General features: G+C 63.2%; 17 protein-coding genes. 9 read left to right on the forward strand and 8 right to left on the reverse strand.

Going from position 1 to position 19,977, the window contains the following annotated elements; all coding sequences use genetic code 11:
- Nucleotides 1-54 precede the first annotated feature (54 nt).
- The gene (gene radA / locus HMPREF2932_RS02115) at nucleotides 55-1,437 is read left to right on the forward strand and encodes a DNA repair protein RadA (protein ID WP_071409517.1); all 1,383 of its coding nucleotides are present in this window, start codon (nucleotides 55-57) and stop codon (nucleotides 1,435-1,437) included.
- Here radA and HMPREF2932_RS02120 read toward each other — a convergent pair.
- Together HMPREF2932_RS02120 and HMPREF2932_RS02125 are read right to left on the reverse strand one after the other, a co-directional pair.
- On the reverse strand, nucleotides 1,424-2,149 hold the full coding sequence (locus tag HMPREF2932_RS02120) for a hypothetical protein (RefSeq protein WP_071409487.1): 726 nt from the start codon (nucleotides 2,147-2,149) through the stop codon (nucleotides 1,424-1,426). The two genes, radA and HMPREF2932_RS02120, sit on opposite strands and share 14 nt — an antisense overlap.
- Before the next feature lie 114 nt (nucleotides 2,150-2,263).
- Complete coding sequence (locus HMPREF2932_RS02125; protein ID WP_049154728.1) at nucleotides 2,264-2,887, reverse strand: carbonic anhydrase; 624 nt, start codon at nucleotides 2,885-2,887, stop codon at nucleotides 2,264-2,266.
- A 40-nt stretch (nucleotides 2,888-2,927) separates the two neighbouring features.
- Between HMPREF2932_RS02125 and HMPREF2932_RS02130 the strand changes: the two genes are divergently transcribed.
- Nucleotides 2,928-3,788, forward strand: coding sequence for an HhH-GPD family protein (locus HMPREF2932_RS02130; RefSeq protein ID WP_071409488.1), 861 nt, complete (start codon nucleotides 2,928-2,930; stop codon nucleotides 3,786-3,788).
- On the opposite strand, the gene HMPREF2932_RS02135 is transcribed toward HMPREF2932_RS02130, so the two are convergent.
- Both HMPREF2932_RS02135 and HMPREF2932_RS12975 read right to left on the reverse strand, forming a co-directional pair.
- Nucleotides 3,754-5,070 carry a threonine/serine exporter family protein gene (locus tag HMPREF2932_RS02135; RefSeq protein ID WP_049154726.1) on the reverse strand — a complete coding sequence of 439 codons (1,317 nt, stop codon included), beginning with the start codon at nucleotides 5,068-5,070 and terminating at the stop codon, nucleotides 3,754-3,756. The genes HMPREF2932_RS02130 and HMPREF2932_RS02135 overlap by 35 nt on opposite strands.
- Nucleotides 5,070-5,240, reverse strand: a complete 171-nt coding sequence (locus HMPREF2932_RS12975; protein WP_080975064.1) for a DUF4236 domain-containing protein — start codon at nucleotides 5,238-5,240, stop codon at nucleotides 5,070-5,072. The genes HMPREF2932_RS02135 and HMPREF2932_RS12975 overlap by 1 nt, the downstream gene beginning before the upstream one ends.
- 79 nt (nucleotides 5,241-5,319) lie before the next feature.
- On the opposite strand from HMPREF2932_RS12975, the gene HMPREF2932_RS02140 reads away from it, so the two are divergent.
- Together HMPREF2932_RS02140 and HMPREF2932_RS02145 are read left to right on the forward strand one after the other, a co-directional pair.
- Nucleotides 5,320-6,498, forward strand: coding sequence for a lipase family protein (locus HMPREF2932_RS02140; protein ID WP_232745223.1), 1,179 nt, complete (start codon nucleotides 5,320-5,322; stop codon nucleotides 6,496-6,498).
- A 71-nt stretch (nucleotides 6,499-6,569) separates the two neighbouring features.
- A complete protein-coding gene (locus HMPREF2932_RS02145) occupies nucleotides 6,570-7,460 on the forward strand; it encodes a cation diffusion facilitator family transporter (RefSeq protein WP_046647215.1) in 891 nt (296 codons plus the stop codon).
- Nucleotides 7,461-7,944: 484 nt separating this feature from the next.
- Here HMPREF2932_RS02145 and HMPREF2932_RS02150 read toward each other — a convergent pair whose 3' ends face one another.
- Entirely contained in the window at nucleotides 7,945-10,722 is a 2,778-nt protein-coding gene (locus HMPREF2932_RS02150) for an ATP-dependent Clp protease ATP-binding subunit (RefSeq protein WP_070515872.1), read from the reverse strand.
- A gap of 235 nt (nucleotides 10,723-10,957) precedes the next feature.
- Here HMPREF2932_RS02150 and HMPREF2932_RS02155 point away from each other — a divergent pair, with 235 nt between their 5' ends.
- The 4 genes from HMPREF2932_RS02155 (at nucleotide 10,958) to HMPREF2932_RS02170 (ending at nucleotide 15,269) form a co-directional block, all read left to right on the forward strand.
- Complete coding sequence (locus tag HMPREF2932_RS02155) at nucleotides 10,958-11,644, forward strand: hypothetical protein (RefSeq protein WP_070511101.1); 687 nt, start codon at nucleotides 10,958-10,960, stop codon at nucleotides 11,642-11,644.
- Nucleotides 11,645-11,766: 122 nt separating this feature from the next.
- A complete protein-coding gene (locus HMPREF2932_RS02160) occupies nucleotides 11,767-12,432 on the forward strand; it encodes a hypothetical protein (protein WP_071409489.1) in 666 nt (221 codons plus the stop codon).
- A 2-nt stretch (nucleotides 12,433-12,434) separates the two neighbouring features.
- Nucleotides 12,435-13,913, forward strand: coding sequence for a serine/threonine-protein kinase (locus HMPREF2932_RS02165; protein WP_071409490.1), 1,479 nt, complete (start codon nucleotides 12,435-12,437; stop codon nucleotides 13,911-13,913).
- 111 nt (nucleotides 13,914-14,024) lie between these two features.
- Nucleotides 14,025-15,269 (forward strand): serine/threonine-protein kinase, encoded by a 1,245-nt coding sequence (locus tag HMPREF2932_RS02170; RefSeq protein ID WP_071409491.1) that lies wholly within the window; start codon nucleotides 14,025-14,027, stop codon nucleotides 15,267-15,269.
- 9 nt (nucleotides 15,270-15,278) lie between these two features.
- On the opposite strand, the gene HMPREF2932_RS02175 is transcribed toward HMPREF2932_RS02170, so the two are convergent.
- Complete coding sequence (locus tag HMPREF2932_RS02175; protein WP_071409492.1) at nucleotides 15,279-16,679, reverse strand: MDR family MFS transporter; 1,401 nt, start codon at nucleotides 16,677-16,679, stop codon at nucleotides 15,279-15,281.
- A 270-nt stretch (nucleotides 16,680-16,949) separates the two neighbouring features.
- Here HMPREF2932_RS02175 and HMPREF2932_RS02180 point away from each other — a divergent pair, with 270 nt between their 5' ends.
- A complete protein-coding gene (locus HMPREF2932_RS02180) occupies nucleotides 16,950-17,291 on the forward strand; it encodes a hypothetical protein (RefSeq protein ID WP_071409493.1) in 342 nt (113 codons plus the stop codon).
- A gap of 1 nt (nucleotide 17,292) precedes the next feature.
- Here HMPREF2932_RS02180 and HMPREF2932_RS02185 read toward each other — a convergent pair whose 3' ends face one another.
- Both HMPREF2932_RS02185 and lysS read right to left on the reverse strand, forming a co-directional pair.
- Complete coding sequence (locus tag HMPREF2932_RS02185; RefSeq protein WP_071409494.1) at nucleotides 17,293-18,231, reverse strand: hypothetical protein; 939 nt, start codon at nucleotides 18,229-18,231, stop codon at nucleotides 17,293-17,295.
- A 147-nt stretch (nucleotides 18,232-18,378) separates the two neighbouring features.
- Nucleotides 18,379-19,953: a lysine--tRNA ligase gene (lysS, locus tag HMPREF2932_RS02190; protein WP_046647207.1), complete on the reverse strand. Its 1,575-nt coding sequence runs from the start codon at nucleotides 19,951-19,953 to the stop codon at nucleotides 18,379-18,381.
- Nucleotides 19,954-19,977 lie beyond the last annotated feature (24 nt).

Consider the following 19,977-nt stretch of genomic DNA (forward strand, 5'->3'; position numbering starts at 1 on the left):
GGTGCGATCCTGCCCGCGACGTGAATGTCCACACCACTTACTAGAGTGATGGGCATGGCAAAAAAGGTTCGTCCCGTCCACACGTGCTCTGAATGCGGCTTCGTCTCCCCCAAGTGGCTTGGCCGCTGCCCCGAGTGCGGTTCATGGGGAACGTTGCAGGAAACCGCGGCGTCAGAAAGCAGCACCGCGGCCCAGGCCGCTGTGTCTGGACGCCGGCCAACCGGCCTGACACCGACGAGCCCAGCGGTTCCGATTACGAAGGTGGGCGCTGCCGCCACGAAGGCCCTCAACACTGGCATCGGGGAGCTCGATCGCGTTCTTGGCCGCGGCATCGTTCCCGGTTCGGTGGTGCTTATGGCGGGTGAGCCAGGAGTCGGAAAATCCACTTTGTTATTGGAGGTCGCCTCCCGCTGGGCGCAACTGGGCCGCACCGCCCTCTATGCCACGGCCGAGGAATCCGCCGGGCAGGTCCGCGCCCGAGCCGAGCGGACCGGGGCCTTGCACGAGACGCTCTACCTCGCGGCCGAATCGAATTTGGATGTCGTCTTTGGTCACGTCGAACAGCTCAAGCCCAGCCTCCTCATCGTGGACTCCGTCCAAACCATGCACGCGGCCGGGGTGGAGGGCGTAGCCGGTGGCGTGGCACAGTCGCGTGCGGTGACCGCAGCCCTGACCACGCTGGCCAAAACCACCGGCATCCCCATCCTCCTCGTCGGACACGTGACCAAGGACGGCAACGTCGCTGGCCCGCGCGTGCTCGAGCACCTCGTGGACGTCGTGTTGAACTTTGAAGGTGACCGTCAATCCTCCCTGCGCCTGCTCCGGGGACTCAAGAACCGCTTCGGCGCCACCGATGAGATGGGCTGTTTTGAGCAAACCGCCGCTGGCATCCGGGAGGTGGCGGACCCTTCCGGCCTCTTCCTCTCCCACCGCGGCAGCACCCCAGACGGCTCGGCGGTGACCGTCGCCATGGATGGTGTGCGCCCCATCCTGGCCGAGGTGCAAGCGCTGACCGTCGATCCCGTGGCGAAGAACCCGCGGCGCGTGGTCACGGGGCTCGATGCCAACCGTGTCCCAATGGTGCTCGCCGTACTGCAGGCCCGGGCCGGTGAACGCACCAACGACAAAGACGCTTACGTGGCCACGGTGGGCGGCATGAAAATCCAAGAGCCGGCGACGGATCTCGCCGTAGCGCTCGCCACGTGGTCTTCCTTGCACGAGCAGCCGCTACCACCGAAGACGGTGGTCATCGGTGAGGTGGGCCTGGCCGGCGAAGTTCGCCGCGTACCGAACCTGGACCGCCGCTTGGCAGAAGCGTCCCGCTTGGGTTATCGCTACGCCATCGTCCCTCCCGGAAAGGTGGAGGTCGGCGGTGGCATGCAGGTGTGCCAAGCCGCGACGCTGAGCGAGGCGATTGCAGCGCTTAAAGCAAGTTGAACGGCAACGCTGGGGAGTAGTTTTCCCCGATGACGGTATGCAGGAAGTAAGCGCCTGGCTCGGCTTCCTCGCGCTCGGTGCACTTGCCCGGCTCGGAACGCTTGCGGGACCAATCCGCCTGGAAGTAGCGCGTCTCACCGGACTTGAAAGTCTGCTTGCCGGTTTCCACTGAGGCATAGCAATCGGTATCGGACCACACGCGTTCGTTGGAGCCCATCTTGTAAACCTCGAAACGCAGCTGCTCTTCATCGAGATCGATAGAGCAGTCCTCCGTCGTCGGGTTGAATACCTCCAAGTAGAAGGTTGGCATCTTGCCAGCGGGGACGCTGTCCTCGTTGGTCTTGGCCATCACTTTAAGGTCTTGGAGGGAACACGTTGTCTTGGATGGATCAACGGTGAGCTCAGCTGGCTTTTCCTCGGAGGTCGGTTCTTCTTTGTCCGCCTCCCCCGCCTCGGGCTCGGTGGATTCCTCAGACGCGGTGGACTCGGTCGTCTCCACCGCCGAGGTTGCATCCTCCGACGGAGTCAGAGTGCCCGACGCCGCCGCCTGCTGCGACTCGGCTCCCGGGTCCTCCTTCGAACCGCTAAAGAGCGCGGTGGCAGCCCAAATAAGGATAACCACGAGTACCAGAATCGCCACGAGCGCGGCGATTCGGCGACGCAGGTAAATCTCTCGCGGCAGCTGCTTCGGGGTACGGGATGGCTCAGTCACAGCTCTTAGTTTAAGGGGACTCGAGCCCAACCCGGGCCAGCCCGGGGCCGCGTGTCTTGAGCAGCGACTTCTATGCGCTTAGTCCCCGCTCAGTGCCCGGACCAGCCGGCGAGCCTAGTGAACGCCGTGCAGGACGACGGTCTCCACGCTGGAATCCTCTAGGAGGTAGCGCAGGCCGACGATGCCGAGCGTGCCGGCGTCGAGAAGCTGGCGCGCAGCCGGAACGTCAGAAATGATCTGGGAGACTGTCTGCGCGGTATTCTCGCGCTCAAAATCGGCGAGTTCCTCGCGGCCATCACGCTTGGCCACCATCGAGGCAGCGGCCACACGCTCAATGATCGGACGCTGCAGGCCCGTCGGCAGATCGCCGCCCGCCAGGAAGTCCGCGGCTGCGCCCACCGCACCGCAGGACTGATGCCCCATCACCACGAGCAGGTTGGCCTTGAGATTCTCCAGGGCATAGTCCAGCGACGCCATCACCGCGCTGTCCAGGATGTGACCGGCGGTGCGGATGACGAAGGCATCGCCGAAACCAATGTTGAACACGTGCTCAATGGGCGCGCGGGAATCGGAGCAGGCCAGCACGATCACGCGCGGGTCCTGGCCTTGGGTCAGGCCAGCGCGCAGCTTCGCGTCTTGATTTACGTCGATGAGGTTACCCGTCACCAGGCGGTGGTTACCTTCCTGGAGGGCTTCCCACACCTTCTGCGGGTTTTGAGGGACATCTACTAAAGGCATGAGCCTTACTCTAGTCCCCACCGCCTACACTGAGGTGCCTATGGATACCCAAGCTGTCGTGGAATGGTTCGATGCCCATGAGCGCCCCCTACCGTGGCGCGAGCCAGGGACCTCCGCGTGGGGCGTGCTCTTAAGCGAGGTCATGAGCCAGCAAACACCCGTCGCGCGCGTCGCCCCGCAGTGGGAGGAGTGGATGCGCCGCTGGCCCACCCCACAGGACCTCGCGGCAGCATCCAAAGCAGATGTGCTGCGCGCCTGGGGAAAGCTGGGCTACCCGCGCCGCGCGTTGCGCTTGTGGGAATGCGCGAAGGAGATTGGTGAGGGGCCGGTCCCGGGGGACGTCGACAAACTCTTGGCGTTGCCCGGAATCGGTGAGTACACCGCGCGTGCGGTGGCTTGCTTCCATTTTGGGCACAACGTTCCGGTGGTAGATACCAACGTCCGCCGCGTCCATGCCCGCGCCGAGGAGGGCCGCTTCCTGGCGCCACCTCCCGCAAAACGCGAGTTGGCGCAGGTAGAAGCCCTGCTTCCAAAAGAGAACGGTCCGCGCTTTTCAGCCGCGCTCATGGAGCTCGGCGCGCTGGTGTGCACGGCGAAGAATCCCGATTGTGCCGCCTGCCCCATCAAGTCCACGTGCGCTTGGCAGCTCGCGGGCTGTCCGGAGCCCAGCGAAGAAGAGACCGCGCGGGCCAAGAAGCGAGTGCAAAAGTTCACCGGTACGGACCGGCAGGTGCGAGGGCTGCTTCTCGACGTCCTCCGCGCCACCCCTCATCCCGTCGAGCAATCCGCGCTCGACGCGGTATGGCCGGACGCGGCACAGCGCTCGCGCGCACAAGCCTCACTGCTCGAGGATGGGTTGATGGATGTCAACGACGAGGGTTTGTTCCACCTTCCGCACTAGGCACGTGTGAGAAGTCGATGAGGTGGCCGAAGGTCCAGTCACGGTCGGTCAACAGGCGCGCGAGGATAAGCCCACAGCCGATGGCTGCCACGGCCATCGAGGCGGTAGCGAAGTTGCTCAACGCCTGGTCCATGTTACCCACGTTGAGGTGATAGACAGTGCGGAACATGGAGGTGCCCGGGATCATGATGACGGACGCGGGCACCGTCGTGGTGATGCGCGGTAGGTGTGCGCGTGTGGAGGCCACCGCACCCAAGAGCCCGACGATGAGACCACCTACGAAGGCGCCGACGTAGGCCGTGGCCCCGACGCCGATGAGGAGCAGGCGCACAAGGTTGGCCACCGTTCCCACCGCGGCCGCCACGAGCACCATCCGGCGCGAGGAGTTAAAGAGGAACGCGAATCCGGAAATGCCTAGGAAGCTGGCCGCCGCGGCGGCGAGGTACCACACGGGCGCATAGTCCGGAATTCCCGGTTCCGGGGTGAGTTCCGTGGTCCAGCTGACTAAGGCCACGGTAAAGGTCGCAGCTGTGATCACCGTCAGCGCGTAGGTCAGGCGGGATAGTCCGGCCTCGAAGTCGAAGCGCGCGAGATCAATGAGCGCGGAGAATAGCGGGAAGCCGGGAATGAGGAAAAGTACGGCGGCCACATAGCCCGAGGAAAACTCCGACGGGTCCGCCACCCCGGCGGCGGCCACAGCCTCGGTGGTGAAGAAGTACACGAGGCTAGCCACAGTTCCGGCCGCCACGATGCAGCCCAGCTGGTGAACGTGCTTGCCGTGCAAGACCGCGCGGGTGAGCTGGCCGCAGAAAGCGGCGAGAGCCACTAGGAGAATCGCCAGCGGCGTGAAGAAGTTCAGGACCGCGAAAGAGGCGCACGCAATAGCTGCCGCTGCAGCCAAGAGCCAGCGGTTCCATCGCTTGACCACCGTGGACTCGATGGAATCAAGCATCTCCGTGAGCTCTTCGGCCGTAATGCCCGCGTACAGCCTGTGGTGGGTGAGATCCTCCAGCGCCTCGATGCGGGAGGCGTCGACGGCGGGTGAATGCTGCTGGGCCACCACGGTGCGAAACTCGCGGCCGCGGTGAAACGTGCATGTTATCTGGGTGACGCCAACGTTGGCGTCGAGCCGATCAAAGCCGAGCGCACGGGCGGCACGTTTCATGCCGCGCAGGACGCGGTAGCCGGACGTTCCCGCCCCCATGAGCATCATGCCTAGGCGCAAGACGACGTCGGCCTCGTACCCCATACGGACATAGTCGCTGTTGGGGTGAGATGTCATTAGCGCCAGCGTCCCCGGAAATTCAGGCCACCGGGCAGGTTGACCCACATGCCGCCGCGGGAGTTAAACGTCACGGGGCCGACCTTCGTCGACATCGAGGCACCGGAGCCGGAGAGGTTGATCCAGCTGTTCTTTCCGGTCTTCTTGCGCTTGCGATAATAAATTCCCATGCGTGCCAGCTTAGCGCGGATGCGCACCACGACGCCGCAGGCTACTCTGAGCTTTGTGCGAATAAAATCCCTGTTAACAGTGCTGACGACCACCGCTGCTCTTATTCTGGCGTCACCCGCCGCCCACGCGGTGGAGCCGGGCAGCGTCCAGTCGGCGTCACCGATAGAACAACCCGGTGTTAAGGCCACTGTTATCTCTTATTCCTCCACCCTCATGAATGGCACGCCCACCACGGTGACCGGCATGGTCTACGAGCCCTCAGCACCATGGAACGGGCCGGGCGAGCGCCCAACTATCGTCTACGCGCCGGGAACGCGTGGGGCGGGTGACCAGTGTGCGCCGTCCCGAGCCCGTTTCGCCGCCGACGGCAACCGCGTTGACCAGCGCTATGAAGCTGCGGCCACGCGCGTGTATAACTACGCGGCCTCCCAAGGTGTGCGCGTCGTAGTCACGGACTACATCGGGCTCGGAACCCCGGGGCACCATTCTTATGTCAACAACGTCGAGGAGGCCCACGCGGTTCTTGACGCCGCCCGCGCCGCGCTCCGGCTCGCCGGTGCTCCCGCCGATTCCCCCGTGGGATTTGTCGGCTACTCCCAAGGCGGTGGCGCAGCTGCCGCTGCAGGCGAATACGCCGCTAGCTACGCCCCCGAGCTCAACGTCAAGGGAACCTTCGCCGGTGCACCTCCAGCGGACCTCTTCGAGGTGATGCAGGCGGTCGACGGCTCAGCGCTCGTTCACGTGTTGGGCTACGCCATCAATGGTTTTGCGGAGCGCAGCCCAGAGTTCTCCCGGGAAATCATCGGTGAGATGAATCCACGCGGCCACACATTCCTCGCCGACGCTGCCACCTTTTGCTTGCGCGAATCGATGTCTACCTGGGGAAATGTTCGAACCAGTGAGCTGACCACGAGCGGTGAATCCTTCGCCGAGCTCCTGCGCCGCAAGCCGGTGGCCTCCCGCATGCTGCACGAGCAGCGCCTCGGCCAGCGGGCTCTCAACGCCCCGATGATGGTGGTCAACTCCCCGACCGATGACATCATCCCCTACCAGCAAGCACGCCGCATGGCTCACGACTTCTGTGCTGCCGGTGGGACCGTCTACTTTGAGGACGCCTGGGCGGTGAACGTGAGCCCGGGCTCGGGCACCAACCATGCCGCGCCCACGGTCCGCGCGGTTCTGCAGGGCACGAACTACCTCATCGACCGCTTCCGCGACGTCCCCGCACCGTCAAACTGCCAACCTGCCGAATCCTAGAATCGCCCCCTGGCGCCGCCATCTATTTTCATTTACTTGTCAATAAGCGCCGGCGGGGATAGGCTGAGTGCATGGCACACGAGCACCACGACCACGATCACTCCAGCACGCCCCTGCGCGCGCTCTTGATTGCGCTCAGCATTACCGGCACCGTTTTCTTCGCGGAGCTGATCGGCGGCTGGTTGGCGGGTTCAATGGCGCTGATGGCGGATGCGATGCACATGCTTTCCGACGCCGCTGGGCTCATCATCGCGGTACTCGCGGTGTTGGTTGGGCGTCGACAAGCATCGGCCCAGGCCACGTACGGCTACCGGCGAGTAGAGGTGCTTGCTGCGCTAGCGAACGCGGTGATGGTGCTGGCAATCTCGGTGTGGATTGTCGTCGAGGCGGTGCGCCGCCTGCAGAGCCCGGCTGAGGTACAAGGAACAACGATGCTGATCATCGCGGTGATTGGCCTTGTGGCGAATGCGCTATCGGCGTGGGTGTTGCACCGGCACCGCGAATCCTCAATCAACGTGGAGGGCGCGTTCTTGCACGTGCTGGTGGATATGCTCGGCTCGATCGCAGTGATCGTGGCGGGCGTCGTGGTACTGACCACGGGGTTTGTGGCGGCGGACGTGATCGCCTCCCTGGTGATCGCGGCGATGGTGCTCCCGCGCGCCTGGCAGCTCATGCGGCTCTCGGCGAGCGTGCTGCTCGAGCAGGTCCCGGCGGACTTCGACGCCAGCGTCATCGAGCCCGCGCTGCGACAGATCGAGGGTGTTGCCGACATCCACGACCTACACCTGTGGAGCCTGGACGGCGTGAACGTGCTGACGACCGTGCACATCGTGCGCGACGGTACCGTCGAGACCGGCCCTCTGTTGGATGCCGCCCAGCAAGCCCTGCGCGAGCACGGCATCGAGCACTCCACCATCCAGATCGAGCACCCGGAGCACGAATCCCACGAGACGGTGTGCTGATTCCCTTCTAGCCCGGCTTAGGTCATGAGCGGGCGAGCAACGTCACTCCTAACACTGCTACCTGGTACTTTTCGGCGGTGGGGTGGGATTGTTCCGCACGAAACTGAACCAAGTCAAAAGGGCGTCCCGCAAAAGGCATCTGGCAAACGGCATCTTTGGGTCTAAAAACGCCATCTACAAGGCGTAAAAGGCGTTTTCAGCCGTGAAAACGCCTTATGACAGATGCCTTTTGTCAGACGCCTTTTACCAAACGCCTCCATCATCCAGGTCGAGCACCCGGAGCACGAATCTCACGAGACGGTGTGCTGATTCCCTTCTAGTGGTGGGCGGGCCTTCCCGCCCACTGGGCCTTCCCGCCCACTGGGGCGTGCCTCCCATCGCGGCTGGAGGACACACAAAGAAAGCCCCGAACCGCACGCGGTGTCACACGCATGCGGTTCGGGGCTTATTCCTTATGGGTCCAGCACGGGGCCCAAGTCAGCGCTTAGAGCGGCTGGCCAGCACCGGCACCTGCCGGCGGCGGGTTGCCGTCATCGCCATCGTCGTTGTGGGATTCCTCAGCGGAATCGCTACCAGACTCGTCGAGGACGTCCGGGGTCACCGTGTCCGGACCATTGGAGTCGGGGCCGTGAGTTTCGGCGTCGATCTCGGTGGCCAGTTCCTCATCGGCCTCACGCACGGCGGTCTCCTCGAGCTCCTTGTCGAAGGTGTCCTCCGGCAGCGGGCGTGGACGCGGCGTGAAGGTGAAGGTGGCAGAAGAGTTGTCCTTGGACTCGCCGTCCCAGCCTTCAACGTCCACGGTGATGATCTCACCCGCGCCGATTTCGCCGAAGAGGATCTTCTCGGAGAGCTGGTCCTCAATCTCGCGCTGGATGGTGCGGCGCAGCGGACGTGCACCCAAGACCGGGTCGAAGCCGCGCTGAGCCAGCAGGTCCTTGGCCTTCTGAGTGAGCTCGATGCCCATGTCACGCTCGGAGAGCTGCTTCTCTACGCGGGCGATGAGCAGCTCCACCATCTCGACGATCTGCTCCTGGGTGAGCTGGTGGAAGACCACAATCTCATCAATACGGTTGAGGAACTCGGGGCGGAAGTGCTTCTTCAGCTCGTCATTGACCTTGTTCTTCATGCGCTCGTACTGCGCATCGGCGTCATTCTCCGAAGAGCCGGTGAAGCCCAGTCCCACAGCCTTGGAGATATCCTGAGTACCCAAGTTCGAGGTGAAGATAAGCACGGTGTTCTTGAAGTCCACCACGCGGCCCTGACCATCGGTCAGACGGCCATCCTCCAACACCTGCAGAAGGGTGTTGTAAATCTCCTTGTGGGCCTTTTCGATCTCATCGAAGAGCACCACGGAGAAAGGCTTGCGGCGAACCTTCTCGGTCAGCTGGCCGCCCTCTTCGTAGCCAACGTATCCCGGAGGAGCACCAAAGAGGCGGGACGCGGTGAAGCGATCGTGGAACTCACCCATATCGATCTGGATGAGGTCATCATCCGAACCGAAGAGGAAGTTGGCCAGGGACTTCGACAGCTCCGTCTTACCCACACCGGAGGGGCCTGCGAAGATGAAGGAACCGGAAGGACGGCGCGGGTCCTTCAGGCCGGCACGGGTGCGGCGAATGGCGCGGGACACGGCCTTGACGGCATCGTCCTGGCCGATGATGCGCTTGTGCAGCTCCTCTTCCATGTTGAGGAGGCGGTTGGATTCCTTCTCCGTGAGCTTGAGCACCGGAATGCCGGTCCAGTGCGCGAGGACCTCAGCGATCTGCTCCTCGCCGACCTCGGCGATTTCCTCCAAGTCACCGGAGCGCCACTGCTTTTCCTTTTCCGCGCGCTCTTCACCCAGCTTGCGCTCCTTATCGCGCAGTCCAGCGGCCTTCTCGAAGTCCTGGGCGTCAATCGCAGCTTCCTTTTCCTTGCGGACCTCTGCGATGCGATCATCCACTTCGCGCAGGCCCTCCGGGGCGGTCATGCGCTTGATGCGCATACGGGCACCGGCCTCATCGAGGAGGTCAACAGCCTTATCCGGCAAGAAGCGGTCATTGATGTAGCGGTCCGACAGGGAGGCCGCAGCCTTCAACGCTTCATCGGTGTAGGAGACGCGGTGGTGTGCCTCGTACTTATCGCGCAGCCCCTTGAGGATCAGGATGGTGTCATCGAGGGAGGGCTCCTCCACCTTGACAGGCTGGAAGCGGCGCTCCAAGGCGGCATCCTTCTCAATGTGCTTGCGGTACTCATCCAGGGTGGTGGCACCGATGGTCTGCAGCTCGCCGCGGGCCAGTTTCGGCTTCAGCAAGGAAGCAGCATCGATAGCGCCCTCGGCGGCACCGGCGCCGACCAGGGTGTGGATCTCATCGATAAAGAGGATGATGTCACCGCGCTGGTTAATCTCCTTGAGCACCTTCTTCAGGCGCTCCTCGAAGTCACCGCGGTAGCGCGAGCCAGCCACCAGGGAGCCGAGGTCCAGCGAATAGAGCTGCTTATCCTTGAGGGTCTCCGGGACCTTGCCGTTAACGATATCGAGGGCCAGGCCCTCGACCACGGCGGTCTTACCCACGCCGGGCTCACCGATGAGCACCGGGTTGTTCTTGGTCCGGCGAGACAGAACCTGCATGATGCGTTCAATCTCGGAATCGCGACCCACGACTGGGTCCAGCTTGCCGTCGCGCGCAGCCTGGGTGAGGTTGCGGCCAAACTGGTCCAGCACCAGGGAGTTGGAGCGCTCGCCGGAGCCACCCGGGCCAACACGGCCTCCCTGGCCAGCGCCGGCACCGGCGCCTACCGGGCCGGGGCCACCCTGGGACTGGCCGCCTTCGCCTTCATTCCCTTCGTAGCCGGAGAGCAGCTGGATAACCTGCTGGCGCACGCGCGGCAAGTCGGCGCCCAGCTTGGTCAGCACCTGAGCCGCCACGCCGTCACCCTCACGGATGAGGCCGAGCAGCAGGAACTCAGTGCCAATGTATTTGTGGCCCATCTGGAGCCCCTCACGCAGGGAGAGCTCGAGAACCTTCTTCGCGCGCGGGGTAAATGGGATGTGGCCGGTGTGCGGCTGAGAACCTTGACCAATAATCTCTTCCACCTCACGGCGGACGTCCTCCAGCGAGATCCCCATGGATTCCAAAGCCTTGGCCGCTACGCCTTCGCCTTCGTGAATAAGCCCCAGGAGGATGTGCTCGGTGCCGATGTAATTGTGGTTGAGCATGCGTGCTTCCTCCTGCGCCAAAACGATGACGCGGCGAGCACGGTCAGTAAACCTCTCGAACATTACCTCTTACCTTTCGCTGTAAATGTGTCATCCACTCTAACGCGCGGGGCGGACACTCCATTCGCGAATTCCGCACCCCCCCTACTCAAAAACCTCATTTCCCCAGGTAGAGCCACTGTACGCCGGTAGCGAACAGGTGGCGGGAGGCGTCGCCAAGCGCCTGCGCGCAAGCCTTAAAGTAAAGTAACTCTTCAGTCAACACTGGTTACATCCCCGCGGGAAGGAGCCTCCCCCGATGCAACAGGCACAGCACGGCACTCTGCTTATCGACGATCTGATTGGGCACTCCCGCCTCCTCGAGGTCTCCGAAAGCGTCACCCTTGGCCGCCAGGGGGACTTCCTACTGGCCTCCGATGATCCCGCCATGCACCGCACGTTCCTGCAGGTGTGGTCCAATGGCTCACAGTGGTTCATCAAGAACATCGGCAGTTTCATCGCCGCTACGATCCAGCCGCCCGCCGCCTGCGGCTTCGGCCGCACCCTCATCAGCCCCGGCAGCATTGAGGTCCTGCACCCGGGAACCTCCACGCTCTATTTCTCCACTGCCACCATGAGCTACGAGTGCGAGCTCACCGTCATGCAGTCGCTGCGCAGCCCACAGCCCAGCCTTCCACCGGATGGGCCGTTTACCACCCACGTCTTCGAGCCGAATGAGGAGCAGTGCCTGCTGCTCAAGACCCTCGCTCAGCCACTCCTCGACAACCCCGCTGCGGAGCCACGGGTGGTCGTGAGTAGTCAGCGCGAGCTAGCAGAGGCCCTAGACTGGACCGAAAAGAAAGTAGAGCGCAAGATTCAGACGCTGGCGGAGACCTTGCAAAAGCTCGGCGTTCCGCAGTTCCAGCCGGGCCAGAAAATCTCGTGGCGCATTGTGCTCGCCCAGTTCGCGGCCGCACACCCGCACTACTATGCGCACCTTTCATAACAATTCAGCATTATTGTTTTAAGCCGCTCACCGGTGCTGTTATTCTTTGTCTGATTCTGGCCCCTTTCTATTTTTATCCCCTTCTATCCCTCATCTGTCCCTCTGCAAGGATCTGACAACCAATGTTCGCCTCCGTCTCTCCGCGCGCGCTAGCTGGACTCGGCGTAGCGCTCCTCGCGCTGTCTGCGTGCGCGACGAACAAGGACACCGCGGAGGATGCGCCCAAATTCACGGTCACGGGCCAGACCACCCTGTCCCAGTACGAAGACGTTCCTGTCGAGGGGGCCGACTCCGAGAGCCCAGAACCCAGCGAACCTTCGCACCTGCGCCAGGAGGACGGCACCTACCTGCTCACGAAGAAGGAAGCGGGCCCCGGTGTGGTCAACGAAATCGTGGCCACCTATTCAGGCGTGGAGCCCTATGGTTTTCAAACCCTACGCGTTGAGCTGGACAACCGGCGCTACGACGGAGCCATCGGCGGCTCTGCCCCAACCGGCGTGCTGCAGTGGGCCACCGGGGGTGCCCTTGTCCTCAGCGTGCAGGCCACGAACTTGAGTGGGGACGAGGCGGATCTGGACAACAATGCCGAATGGCAGGTGGCGCTTCTCGACGACACCCAGTCACACCACCTCAAGGAGGGCGAGGATTTCGTCGTGGACTGTGAGTCCGGCGAGTGCACGCTGGTTGCTCGGCTCACCGACCCCGGCGACTTCGTCGCAGAGATCAGCATCCGGCAGGCCGGTTATGAGCCTTTTGTCATTCACCAGCCCATCATCGTCGCCGCATAGCCATGAACAGCCAGCCCACCGCTTCCGGTCTGCCTTTGGATCTTGAGCCCGAGCTCAGCGCCAAGGGCTACTCGCAGTTCCACCAGATCGGTGCGGGTGGCATGGGCACCATCGTCTTTGCCCGCAAGGAAAGCTTGGACCGCGAGGTCGCCATCAAGGTCATCGCGCAGCATGCGGCCGAGGATGATGAGGAGGTCCGCCGCTTCATGGCGGAGATGCGCACCGTCGCGGCACTCGAGCATCCGGCCATCGTGCCTATCTACGATGGCGACATCACCCCGGGCGGCGTGCCTTATTTCATTATGAAATTTCTGCGCGGCCCTAGCTTGGAGGCGCACATTAACCAGCGGATCTTGGACAATTCCAAGTTCACGGTGGAGGAAACCGTGCAGCTGCTCGCGCCCATCGCACAGGCCCTGGACTACCTGGCGGCCCTTCCATCGCCGGTCATTCACCGCGACGTCAAGCCCGCGAACATCATCGCCGATAGCACGCCTTCCCCCACGGCCCACAGTGATAACGAGGGCTGTACCGTCATGCTGGCGGACTTTGGCATCGCCATCAATGAGGACACGACGCGCTTGACCCGCGAAGGCCTGCGCGTGGGCACGGATGCCTACATGGCGCCGGAGCTCTACCCCACGCAGTTGGTCAAGCAGCCACCGCAGCCGACCGCCGCCAGTGACCGCTACTCGCTCGCGCTCATCGCGCTGGAGATGCTCACTCTGGTTAATCTGCGCCGCGCCACCAGTCCCCAGCAGTGGGCGCACAGCCGTGTGATACCGCAGTTGACCGCTCATAATCTGGCGCCTGGCGACGCTCCCCTCGCCCCCGCCCTCAACACTTTCTTCGCCTCCGCGTTGAACCCGGATCCTCAGCAGCGCTTCGCCACTGCATCGATTATGCTCGCGGAGCTGAGTGAGCTGGCGTCCGCGCCGCGCCCCGCAGCCCCGGATGCTGCCGCCGGCCCTGCTACGCCACCGGCCAGCCCCCACCACGAGCGCGCCCAGCAGCCGCGGCGCCGCCATCTGAGCATCCTCGGGGGCGTGCTTGCGGCGGTGTTGCTGTGTCTGGCAGTCGCCGGCGGACTAGCGCTGTACGGCGCGGGGTGGGACGAGCACGACGAGGTTCTGGCCCAACAATTTCCACAGCTATTGCCGGAGCACCCTGGCCGCGCCCCGTGGCGCAACCTCGACTGCCGCCCCGCGCTGCCGGAAGCGGGGCAGCAAGCTCGAATCGTGTGCAGGAGCGACGACCTCACGCTCGTCGCAGCTGATTTCGGCACGGAGGACAACCGTAACTCCATCATGCCGCGCCGCCTCGACGTCTTAGTCCAGGATGCGTGCAGCATCACCTCGGCGGAAATCCCTCACCAGCCGGGAACGTGGGGAGTGTACCCCTCGGGAGTCTCTGCGCGTTTTGCCCTCGTTCTTGCTGGTCCGCACGCTCGCGAGGACCGTTTGAGCTTACCCATCTGTTAGCCCACCGTGGCGGGGGCGCTGTGTCACGCCCATGGACACGGTGTCGCCTTTAGAATGAGGAAGATTCTTATACCTCACCGTCTACCTCCTCCACGAAGGATTTCTCTCACCGTGACTAAGCTTCCAGATTTTTTCACTACCCAGCACCGGCTGCGCGAGAAGGCTGTCTTGGACCAAGGGGCGGGTTCCTCGCTGTTTCTCGTGGAGGATCCCTCACGCGACGAGCTCCTCGTAGAGATTTATGGTCCGGAGCACCGCGGCGTGCTCCGCCAGTCCGGAATCGTTGGCCAGCTGCAGCACAGCGCTATTGCCCCCGTCGTGGGCACGGGCACGATGAACAATGGTCAGGAGTTTTTTGTGCGCCGCAGCCTGCCGGGCGAGCAGCTGTCGAAGTACACGTCGTCTGGCATCGGCGCCCACCACCTTTCCCAGGAGGAGGCTCTCGCCGTCTTTGCTCCCTTGGCCGACGCCACGGACTTCCTTATCCAGCAGGGCCGCGCTGGCTTTGCTCTCCGTGCGCTCAACCCGCGACGCATCATCCTCACCGATAACCGCTCGAACGCCTTCTTCGCCTCAGTCGGCCCAGCCACCGCTACCGACGCCCCCACTGCCTCCGCGAAGGAGGTCATCGACCGCCTGGCCCAGCTCGTCTCCGCGGCCTACCCAGGCTTCCGCGCTGCGGCCGCCTACCCCTCAGCCGCCGCCGTTATCGACGCCGTGCGCAGCACAAACACAGATAGTCCGGGCGCGGCCTCGTGGCAGTCAGCTCCGCAGCCCACCGCCGCCCCACAGGCGGACTGGGCCGGGCCGCAGCAACCCCAGCAACCCCAGCAACCGCAACCTGGCTATGCTGCCGACCCCGCGGAGGAATCATCCACCACGCGCACCTCGAAGTCGAAAGGCAAGGTCTTTGCGGGCTTGGGCGTGGGTCTTCTTCTCCTGCTCCTGGTTGGTGGACTGCTGTGGTTCTTCCTGGGGCGGTCGGCGTGGTCCGACTCAGAACAGGCGCTTGCCGATGCCCACCCCGGGCTCATCAGCTCCCGCCCCGGCGACGAAGGCTTCAACGGCGCCACCTGCGAATCCCGTGATCCGGAGGACGGCCAGGAGGCGAAGATTACGTGCGTTGGTGACGGCGTGAGCTACTCCGTGGCGCGGTACGGGGACGCCGCCCAGCGCGAGGCAGCTGGCCCGACGCAGGGCGGGCAGGAACTGTCCAACGGGCGCTGCACCGTGTACAGCTACGACATTTCCGACTCCGAGCCGCTGTTCTACATGAGCGCCGAGGACTCCACTGACGCCGTCCTCGTCTGGGGCGAGGACGCAGAGGACATCCGCCTGAACCTGCCGCTGTGTTAAACCGCGCACTTAATCCGCGCGCTTAAGCAGCGGTGCTATCACCGCAATGGCGATACCGGCCACACCGGCAAACAGGAAAGCCCAGTGAGTTCCCTGCGCCGTCGCCGCAGCCGGGCTTAACCCAGCGGCAGCGCCAGCCAAGGTGCCGCGGGCGAGGAAGACAACGAGCAAAGCCGTTCCCGTCGCACCCGCCAACTGCTGGAAAGTGTTCATGATTGCCGAGCCGTGCGAGTAGAGCTTCTTCGGAAGCGAGGACAGCGCCGTAGTCATCAGCGGCGTCATCATCAAGCACATGCCGAGGGAGAAGATCACGTGCATACCCACGACCACCCACACAGCTGAGTTCTCACCCAAGGTGGCCATGAGCCACAGCCCGGCCACCATGAGCAGTGATCCAGGAATCATAAGCGGGCGCGGGCCATAGGAATCGAAGAGCCGGCCCACAATCGGGGAAAGGAAGGCTTGGAGGATGCCGCCCGGCATCACCACCAACCCCGTGGCAAAGGCCGTAGCCCCCAGGGTGGTTTGCAGATAGATGGGCAAGACCGTGACCATTCCCAGCATGAGCCCAAAGGACAGGAGGAGGATGATCACCGCGAGGGTGAAATTGCGGACACGGAAGGGACGCAGATCCATCAGGGCGCGATCCTCCAGCGCCAAACGCCGCTGCCGACGGATGAATACGACGAGCGCGATAACGCCCACCACGGTAACGGCGATATCCACCCATCCGTCACCCTGCAGCATCTTTTCTATCGAGGATAAACCGTAGATCAAACCGCCAAACGCGAAGGCGGAAAGGACGACGGAGAGGCCGTCGAGCGGGGTATCACGGTTCTCCCCCACATTGTCCAAACGCCACAGCCCGGCGACGAGAATGAGGGCGATGAGCGGGACCATGGCCCAGAAGATGGCGTGCCAGGTGAAGTGGTTGAGAATCGCTCCGCCGACGGTGGGCCCCAATGCCGGGGCCACAGAGATCACCACGGAAATGATGCCCATCACCGTGCCACGACGCTGCGCTGGGACCAGCGTCATGGCCACGGTCATAAGGGTAGGGATCATCAAAGCGGTTCCGCCAGCTTGAAGGACGCGGCCCACCAGCAGGATGAAGAAGCTCGGCGCGAGGGCCGCCACCACGGTTCCGGCCAGGAAGAGCCCCGCGGACGCAACGAAGATCTGGCGCGTCGTAAGTCTTTCCAGAAGGAAGCCGGTGGTGGGGATAACCACAGCCATGGTGAGCATGAATCCCGTCAACAACCACTGGGCGCTCGTGGCAGGAATGGAGTAGTCCGCCATAATGGCTGGTAGCGCAACGGAGAGCGAGGTCTCGTTGAGAATCATGACCATCGCTCCCAGCACCAGGATGCTGAGGGTAGTTATTACCTTCGAAGGGATTTCAGCGGACATGCGGCCGGCTACACCTTTCAACTTTTCTATTTTGGGTCTTCAGCGCTGCTACTCACATCGTCAGCACCCAAGAGACAACACGTGAGCGATTTAGTGTATTCCTCTGGTGGCCGGGGGTGCCACACGAGCCGGATGTGAGCCCTCGTTGGGTGGCACTCCCCGGAATCTCAGCGGGTGCGTTAGGCCACACGGCAGTGTGAAGGTGACAGCGCCCTCCGTGCTACTCAAAGCTCTAAACGCTACTGCCTAAAGCTACAGAAAGGCCTCTGGATGCAGCGCGACCTCCTTGTCACTAACTCCGCTGGGGAACGCGCCGTCGTGCGCCCAGGTCAGCAGCTAGTGGCAGGCCGCGCGGGGGACTTCCCACTGGCTCCTGATGACGCCTCCATGCACCGCCACTTCCTCCACTTCTGGCAGCAGGAGGACAACTGGATGGTGAGTAACGTGGGCAGCTTCCTCGCGGCGGAGTTATCCTCCCCACGCATCCGCACGCACGGCCCCATCAGGCTGCTGCCGAGCGCTACCGCAGCCATCCCCGAGGGCACCTCGCTGCTGTGCTTCACGACGCCCAGCGGTTCCTACGAACTCACGCTGACGCGCGCCCCGCATTGATCTAGCGCTGCCCACCTTTCTCGGACACGAGTGCACGCGCGGCCGAGTCCAGGACGACGACAGCGCCACCGTCTTCAATGCTGCAGCCAAGCCACCGATAGTCGGGCTCATCTGGCCAGCCGGGATCGGCGTTATAGGAGCAGCTGAAATCATCTTCCATGAGGTACCCGCGGTTGCCTCCCTCCATCGGAGCGAAGTCATAGTTTTTGTAATAGTCAAGAACTTCCATTGCCCGCGCGCAATTCGTCCCGTTTTCTTTGGCATAGACATACTCGCCATTGCCGAGGTCCCCACAGATGGTTCCGGTCATAGCTTTCCCTTCCCCATCTGGCTGCGGTGGGAAGGTATCGGAGTAGTACTCACCATCGTCTTTCACTGTGAAGTGGTGGCCATCGATCTTGACCGTGAACTCATCCTCATTCACGGATTCAAACGTCACACCGTTCATCGTGACGGTGTTCCCTGCTTCTAGCGTGGTGGGTGCCGCGGCGTCTCCGCCCATTTTCACATTGGGATAAAAGCCCGCGTTCGCATCGAAGTTGACGGAATTGGAGAGCCAAAGCGGCTGCCCGGTCGCCGGGTACAGGGGCGGATCAGCGAACATTACGCTGCACCCGATCAAACCTTGATCTTCAGTGACCGTGCAGGCCACACGGTCATTCGGGCTGCTCACTCCATACACCGTGGAGGTCGCGTGCCCCAAGTTGGTGGCGATGAAGTCTCCCTTATCTAATTCCTTAAGGCTCGAGTCACCTTCCTTGTCCTTCGCGGACGTCGGAGCCGGGCTGGCTTCCGTAGATTCAGTGTTATCGGCAGAAGTCTCGGCGGTGGAGGTGTTGTGGAATTGCGGTTCACCGCTGGTGGAATCCTCAGCAGCAGAACACGCTGCCGCTGTACAGGCGATCAGTGCGAGGGGCAGGGCATTCAGAAGCTTTGTCACACCTGCATCTTCCCACGGATTGGTCAATCCTGCGGCCTGCCGCAGCAGTTTTCCCTCATTGGGGGCTGAAGGCGCAGCAATGAGAAAACCCGAAAACCCGCGCAGCCACCACAGTGGCGGGCGCGGGCAGGTGGAGGCTAGGAGAAACTAGTGCTCCGGCTTCACGATCGGGAAGAGCACGGTCTCGCGGATGCCCAGGCCGGTCAGCGCCATGAGCAGGCGGTCCATGCCCATGCCAGCACCGGCTGTCGGCGGCATGCCCTGCTCCATGGCGGCGAGGAAGTCCTCATCCAGCACCATGGCTTCCTCATCACCGCCGGCGGCAAGGCGGGCTTGGTCCTCGAAGCGCTCGCGCTGGATTACGGGATCCACCAGCTCCGAGTAGCCCGTGGCCAGCTCGAAGCCGCGCACGTACAGGTCCCACTTCTCCGTCACGCCCGGCTGGGAGCGGTGCTGGCGGGTCAGCGGGGAGGTCTCAACCGGGAAGTTCTTCACAAAGATCGGGCCCTCGAGCTGGTCCTCGCAGAGCACCTCCCAGATCTCCTCCACCAGCTTGCCGTGGCCCCAGCCGCCGTTCTTCGGGACGTCGAGCCCGATGACGTCGGCAATCGCCTTGAGCTCCTCGACGGTGGAGTCGATGGTCACTTCCGGCTGGCCGGGGAACTTGCGCTGCAGAGCCTCGTTGAGGGAGGGGTACATTTCAATCTCCGGCCACTCTTCGCCGCCGAGGTCATACTCCGTGCCATCCGCCAGGGTGACGGTGGTGGAACCGAAGACTGCGCGGGCCACCGACTGGATGGACTCGCGAATGGTGCGAGCACAGTCGCTGTAGTCGCCCCATGCCTCGTAGGTCTCCAGCATGGCGAACTCCGGGGAGTGGGAGCGGTCAACGCCCTCGTTGCGGAAGTTGCGGTTGATTTCAAAGACGCGGTCAATGCCGCCGACGACAGCGCGCTTCAGGAAGAGCTCCGGAGCGATGCGCAGGTAGAGGTCGATGTCCAGGGCATTGGAGTGGGTTACGAACGGGCGGGCCGCCGCACCACCGTGGATGGTCTGCAGCATCGGGGTTTCGATCTCCACGAAGCCCTGATCCTCCAGGTAGTTGCGCAACGCACGCATGACCTTCACGCGGGTCATGGCATTCTTGCGGGCCTCCTCGCGCACGATGAGATCGTTGTAGCGCTGGCGCACGCGAGTTTCCTCGTTCATGTCAGCGAAGGAAACCGGAAGCGGGCGCAAGGACTTCGCCGCCATGGTCCACTCGGAAGCCATGACGGAGAGCTCGCCGCGGCGCGAAGCAATGACGCGGCCGCGTACGGAAATGAAATCACCCAGGTCAACGTCAGACTTCCACGCGGCGAGGCGCTCCTCCCCTACCTCCGCCAGCGACAGCATGGCCTGTACCTGGGTGCCATCACCATCCTGCAAGGTGGCAAAGCAGAGCTTGCCGGTATTACGCATGAAGATAAGGCGGCCGGCGATGGCTACCTCGACGTCAGTCTCCTCACCCGCGCTGAGGTAGGTGACGCCCTCTTCCGCGGCCGGCTCTTCGCCCTCTGCAACGACCTGGAACTGCTGGCGGAGATCCCGCAGGGAGATCGTGCGGTCCACGGTCACCGGATAAGGCTCGGTGCCGGACTCCAACAGTCGGGCGCGCTTCTCGCGGCGGATGCGCAGCTGCTCGGGGACGTCAGTAACTTCAGTATTCTTCTTCTCGCTCACGGTTGTCTAGGGTAGTCGATCCCC

Origin of the sequence: Corynebacterium sp. HMSC074H12 (assembly GCF_001813755.1) — a bacterium.
Classification (GTDB): Bacteria; Actinomycetota; Actinomycetes; order Mycobacteriales; family Mycobacteriaceae; genus Corynebacterium; species Corynebacterium hiratae.

Coding starts and splice junctions, on each gene's coding strand:
- HMPREF2932_RS12975 (WP_080975064.1), bottom strand. CDS start 5,240: ATGGGAATTTATTATCGCAAGCGCAAGAAGACCGGAAAGAACAGCTGG.
- HMPREF2932_RS02165 (WP_071409490.1), top strand. CDS start 12,435: ATGAACAGCCAGCCCACCGCTTCCGGTCTGCCTTTGGATCTTGAGCCC.
- HMPREF2932_RS02150 (WP_070515872.1), bottom strand. CDS start 10,722: ATGTTCGAGAGGTTTACTGACCGTGCTCGCCGCGTCATCGTTTTGGCG.
- HMPREF2932_RS02125 (WP_049154728.1), bottom strand. CDS start 2,887: ATGCCTTTAGTAGATGTCCCTCAAAACCCGCAGAAGGTGTGGGAAGCC.
- HMPREF2932_RS02135 (WP_049154726.1), bottom strand. CDS start 5,070: ATGACATCTCACCCCAACAGCGACTATGTCCGTATGGGGTACGAGGCC.
- radA (WP_071409517.1), top strand. CDS start 55: ATGGCAAAAAAGGTTCGTCCCGTCCACACGTGCTCTGAATGCGGCTTC.
- HMPREF2932_RS02175 (WP_071409492.1), bottom strand. CDS start 16,679: ATGTCCGCTGAAATCCCTTCGAAGGTAATAACTACCCTCAGCATCCTG.
- HMPREF2932_RS02180 (WP_071409493.1), top strand. CDS start 16,950: ATGCAGCGCGACCTCCTTGTCACTAACTCCGCTGGGGAACGCGCCGTC.
- HMPREF2932_RS02145 (WP_046647215.1), top strand. CDS start 6,570: ATGGCACACGAGCACCACGACCACGATCACTCCAGCACGCCCCTGCGC.
- HMPREF2932_RS02160 (WP_071409489.1), top strand. CDS start 11,767: ATGTTCGCCTCCGTCTCTCCGCGCGCGCTAGCTGGACTCGGCGTAGCG.
- HMPREF2932_RS02130 (WP_071409488.1), top strand. CDS start 2,928: ATGGATACCCAAGCTGTCGTGGAATGGTTCGATGCCCATGAGCGCCCC.
- HMPREF2932_RS02155 (WP_070511101.1), top strand. CDS start 10,958: ATGCAACAGGCACAGCACGGCACTCTGCTTATCGACGATCTGATTGGG.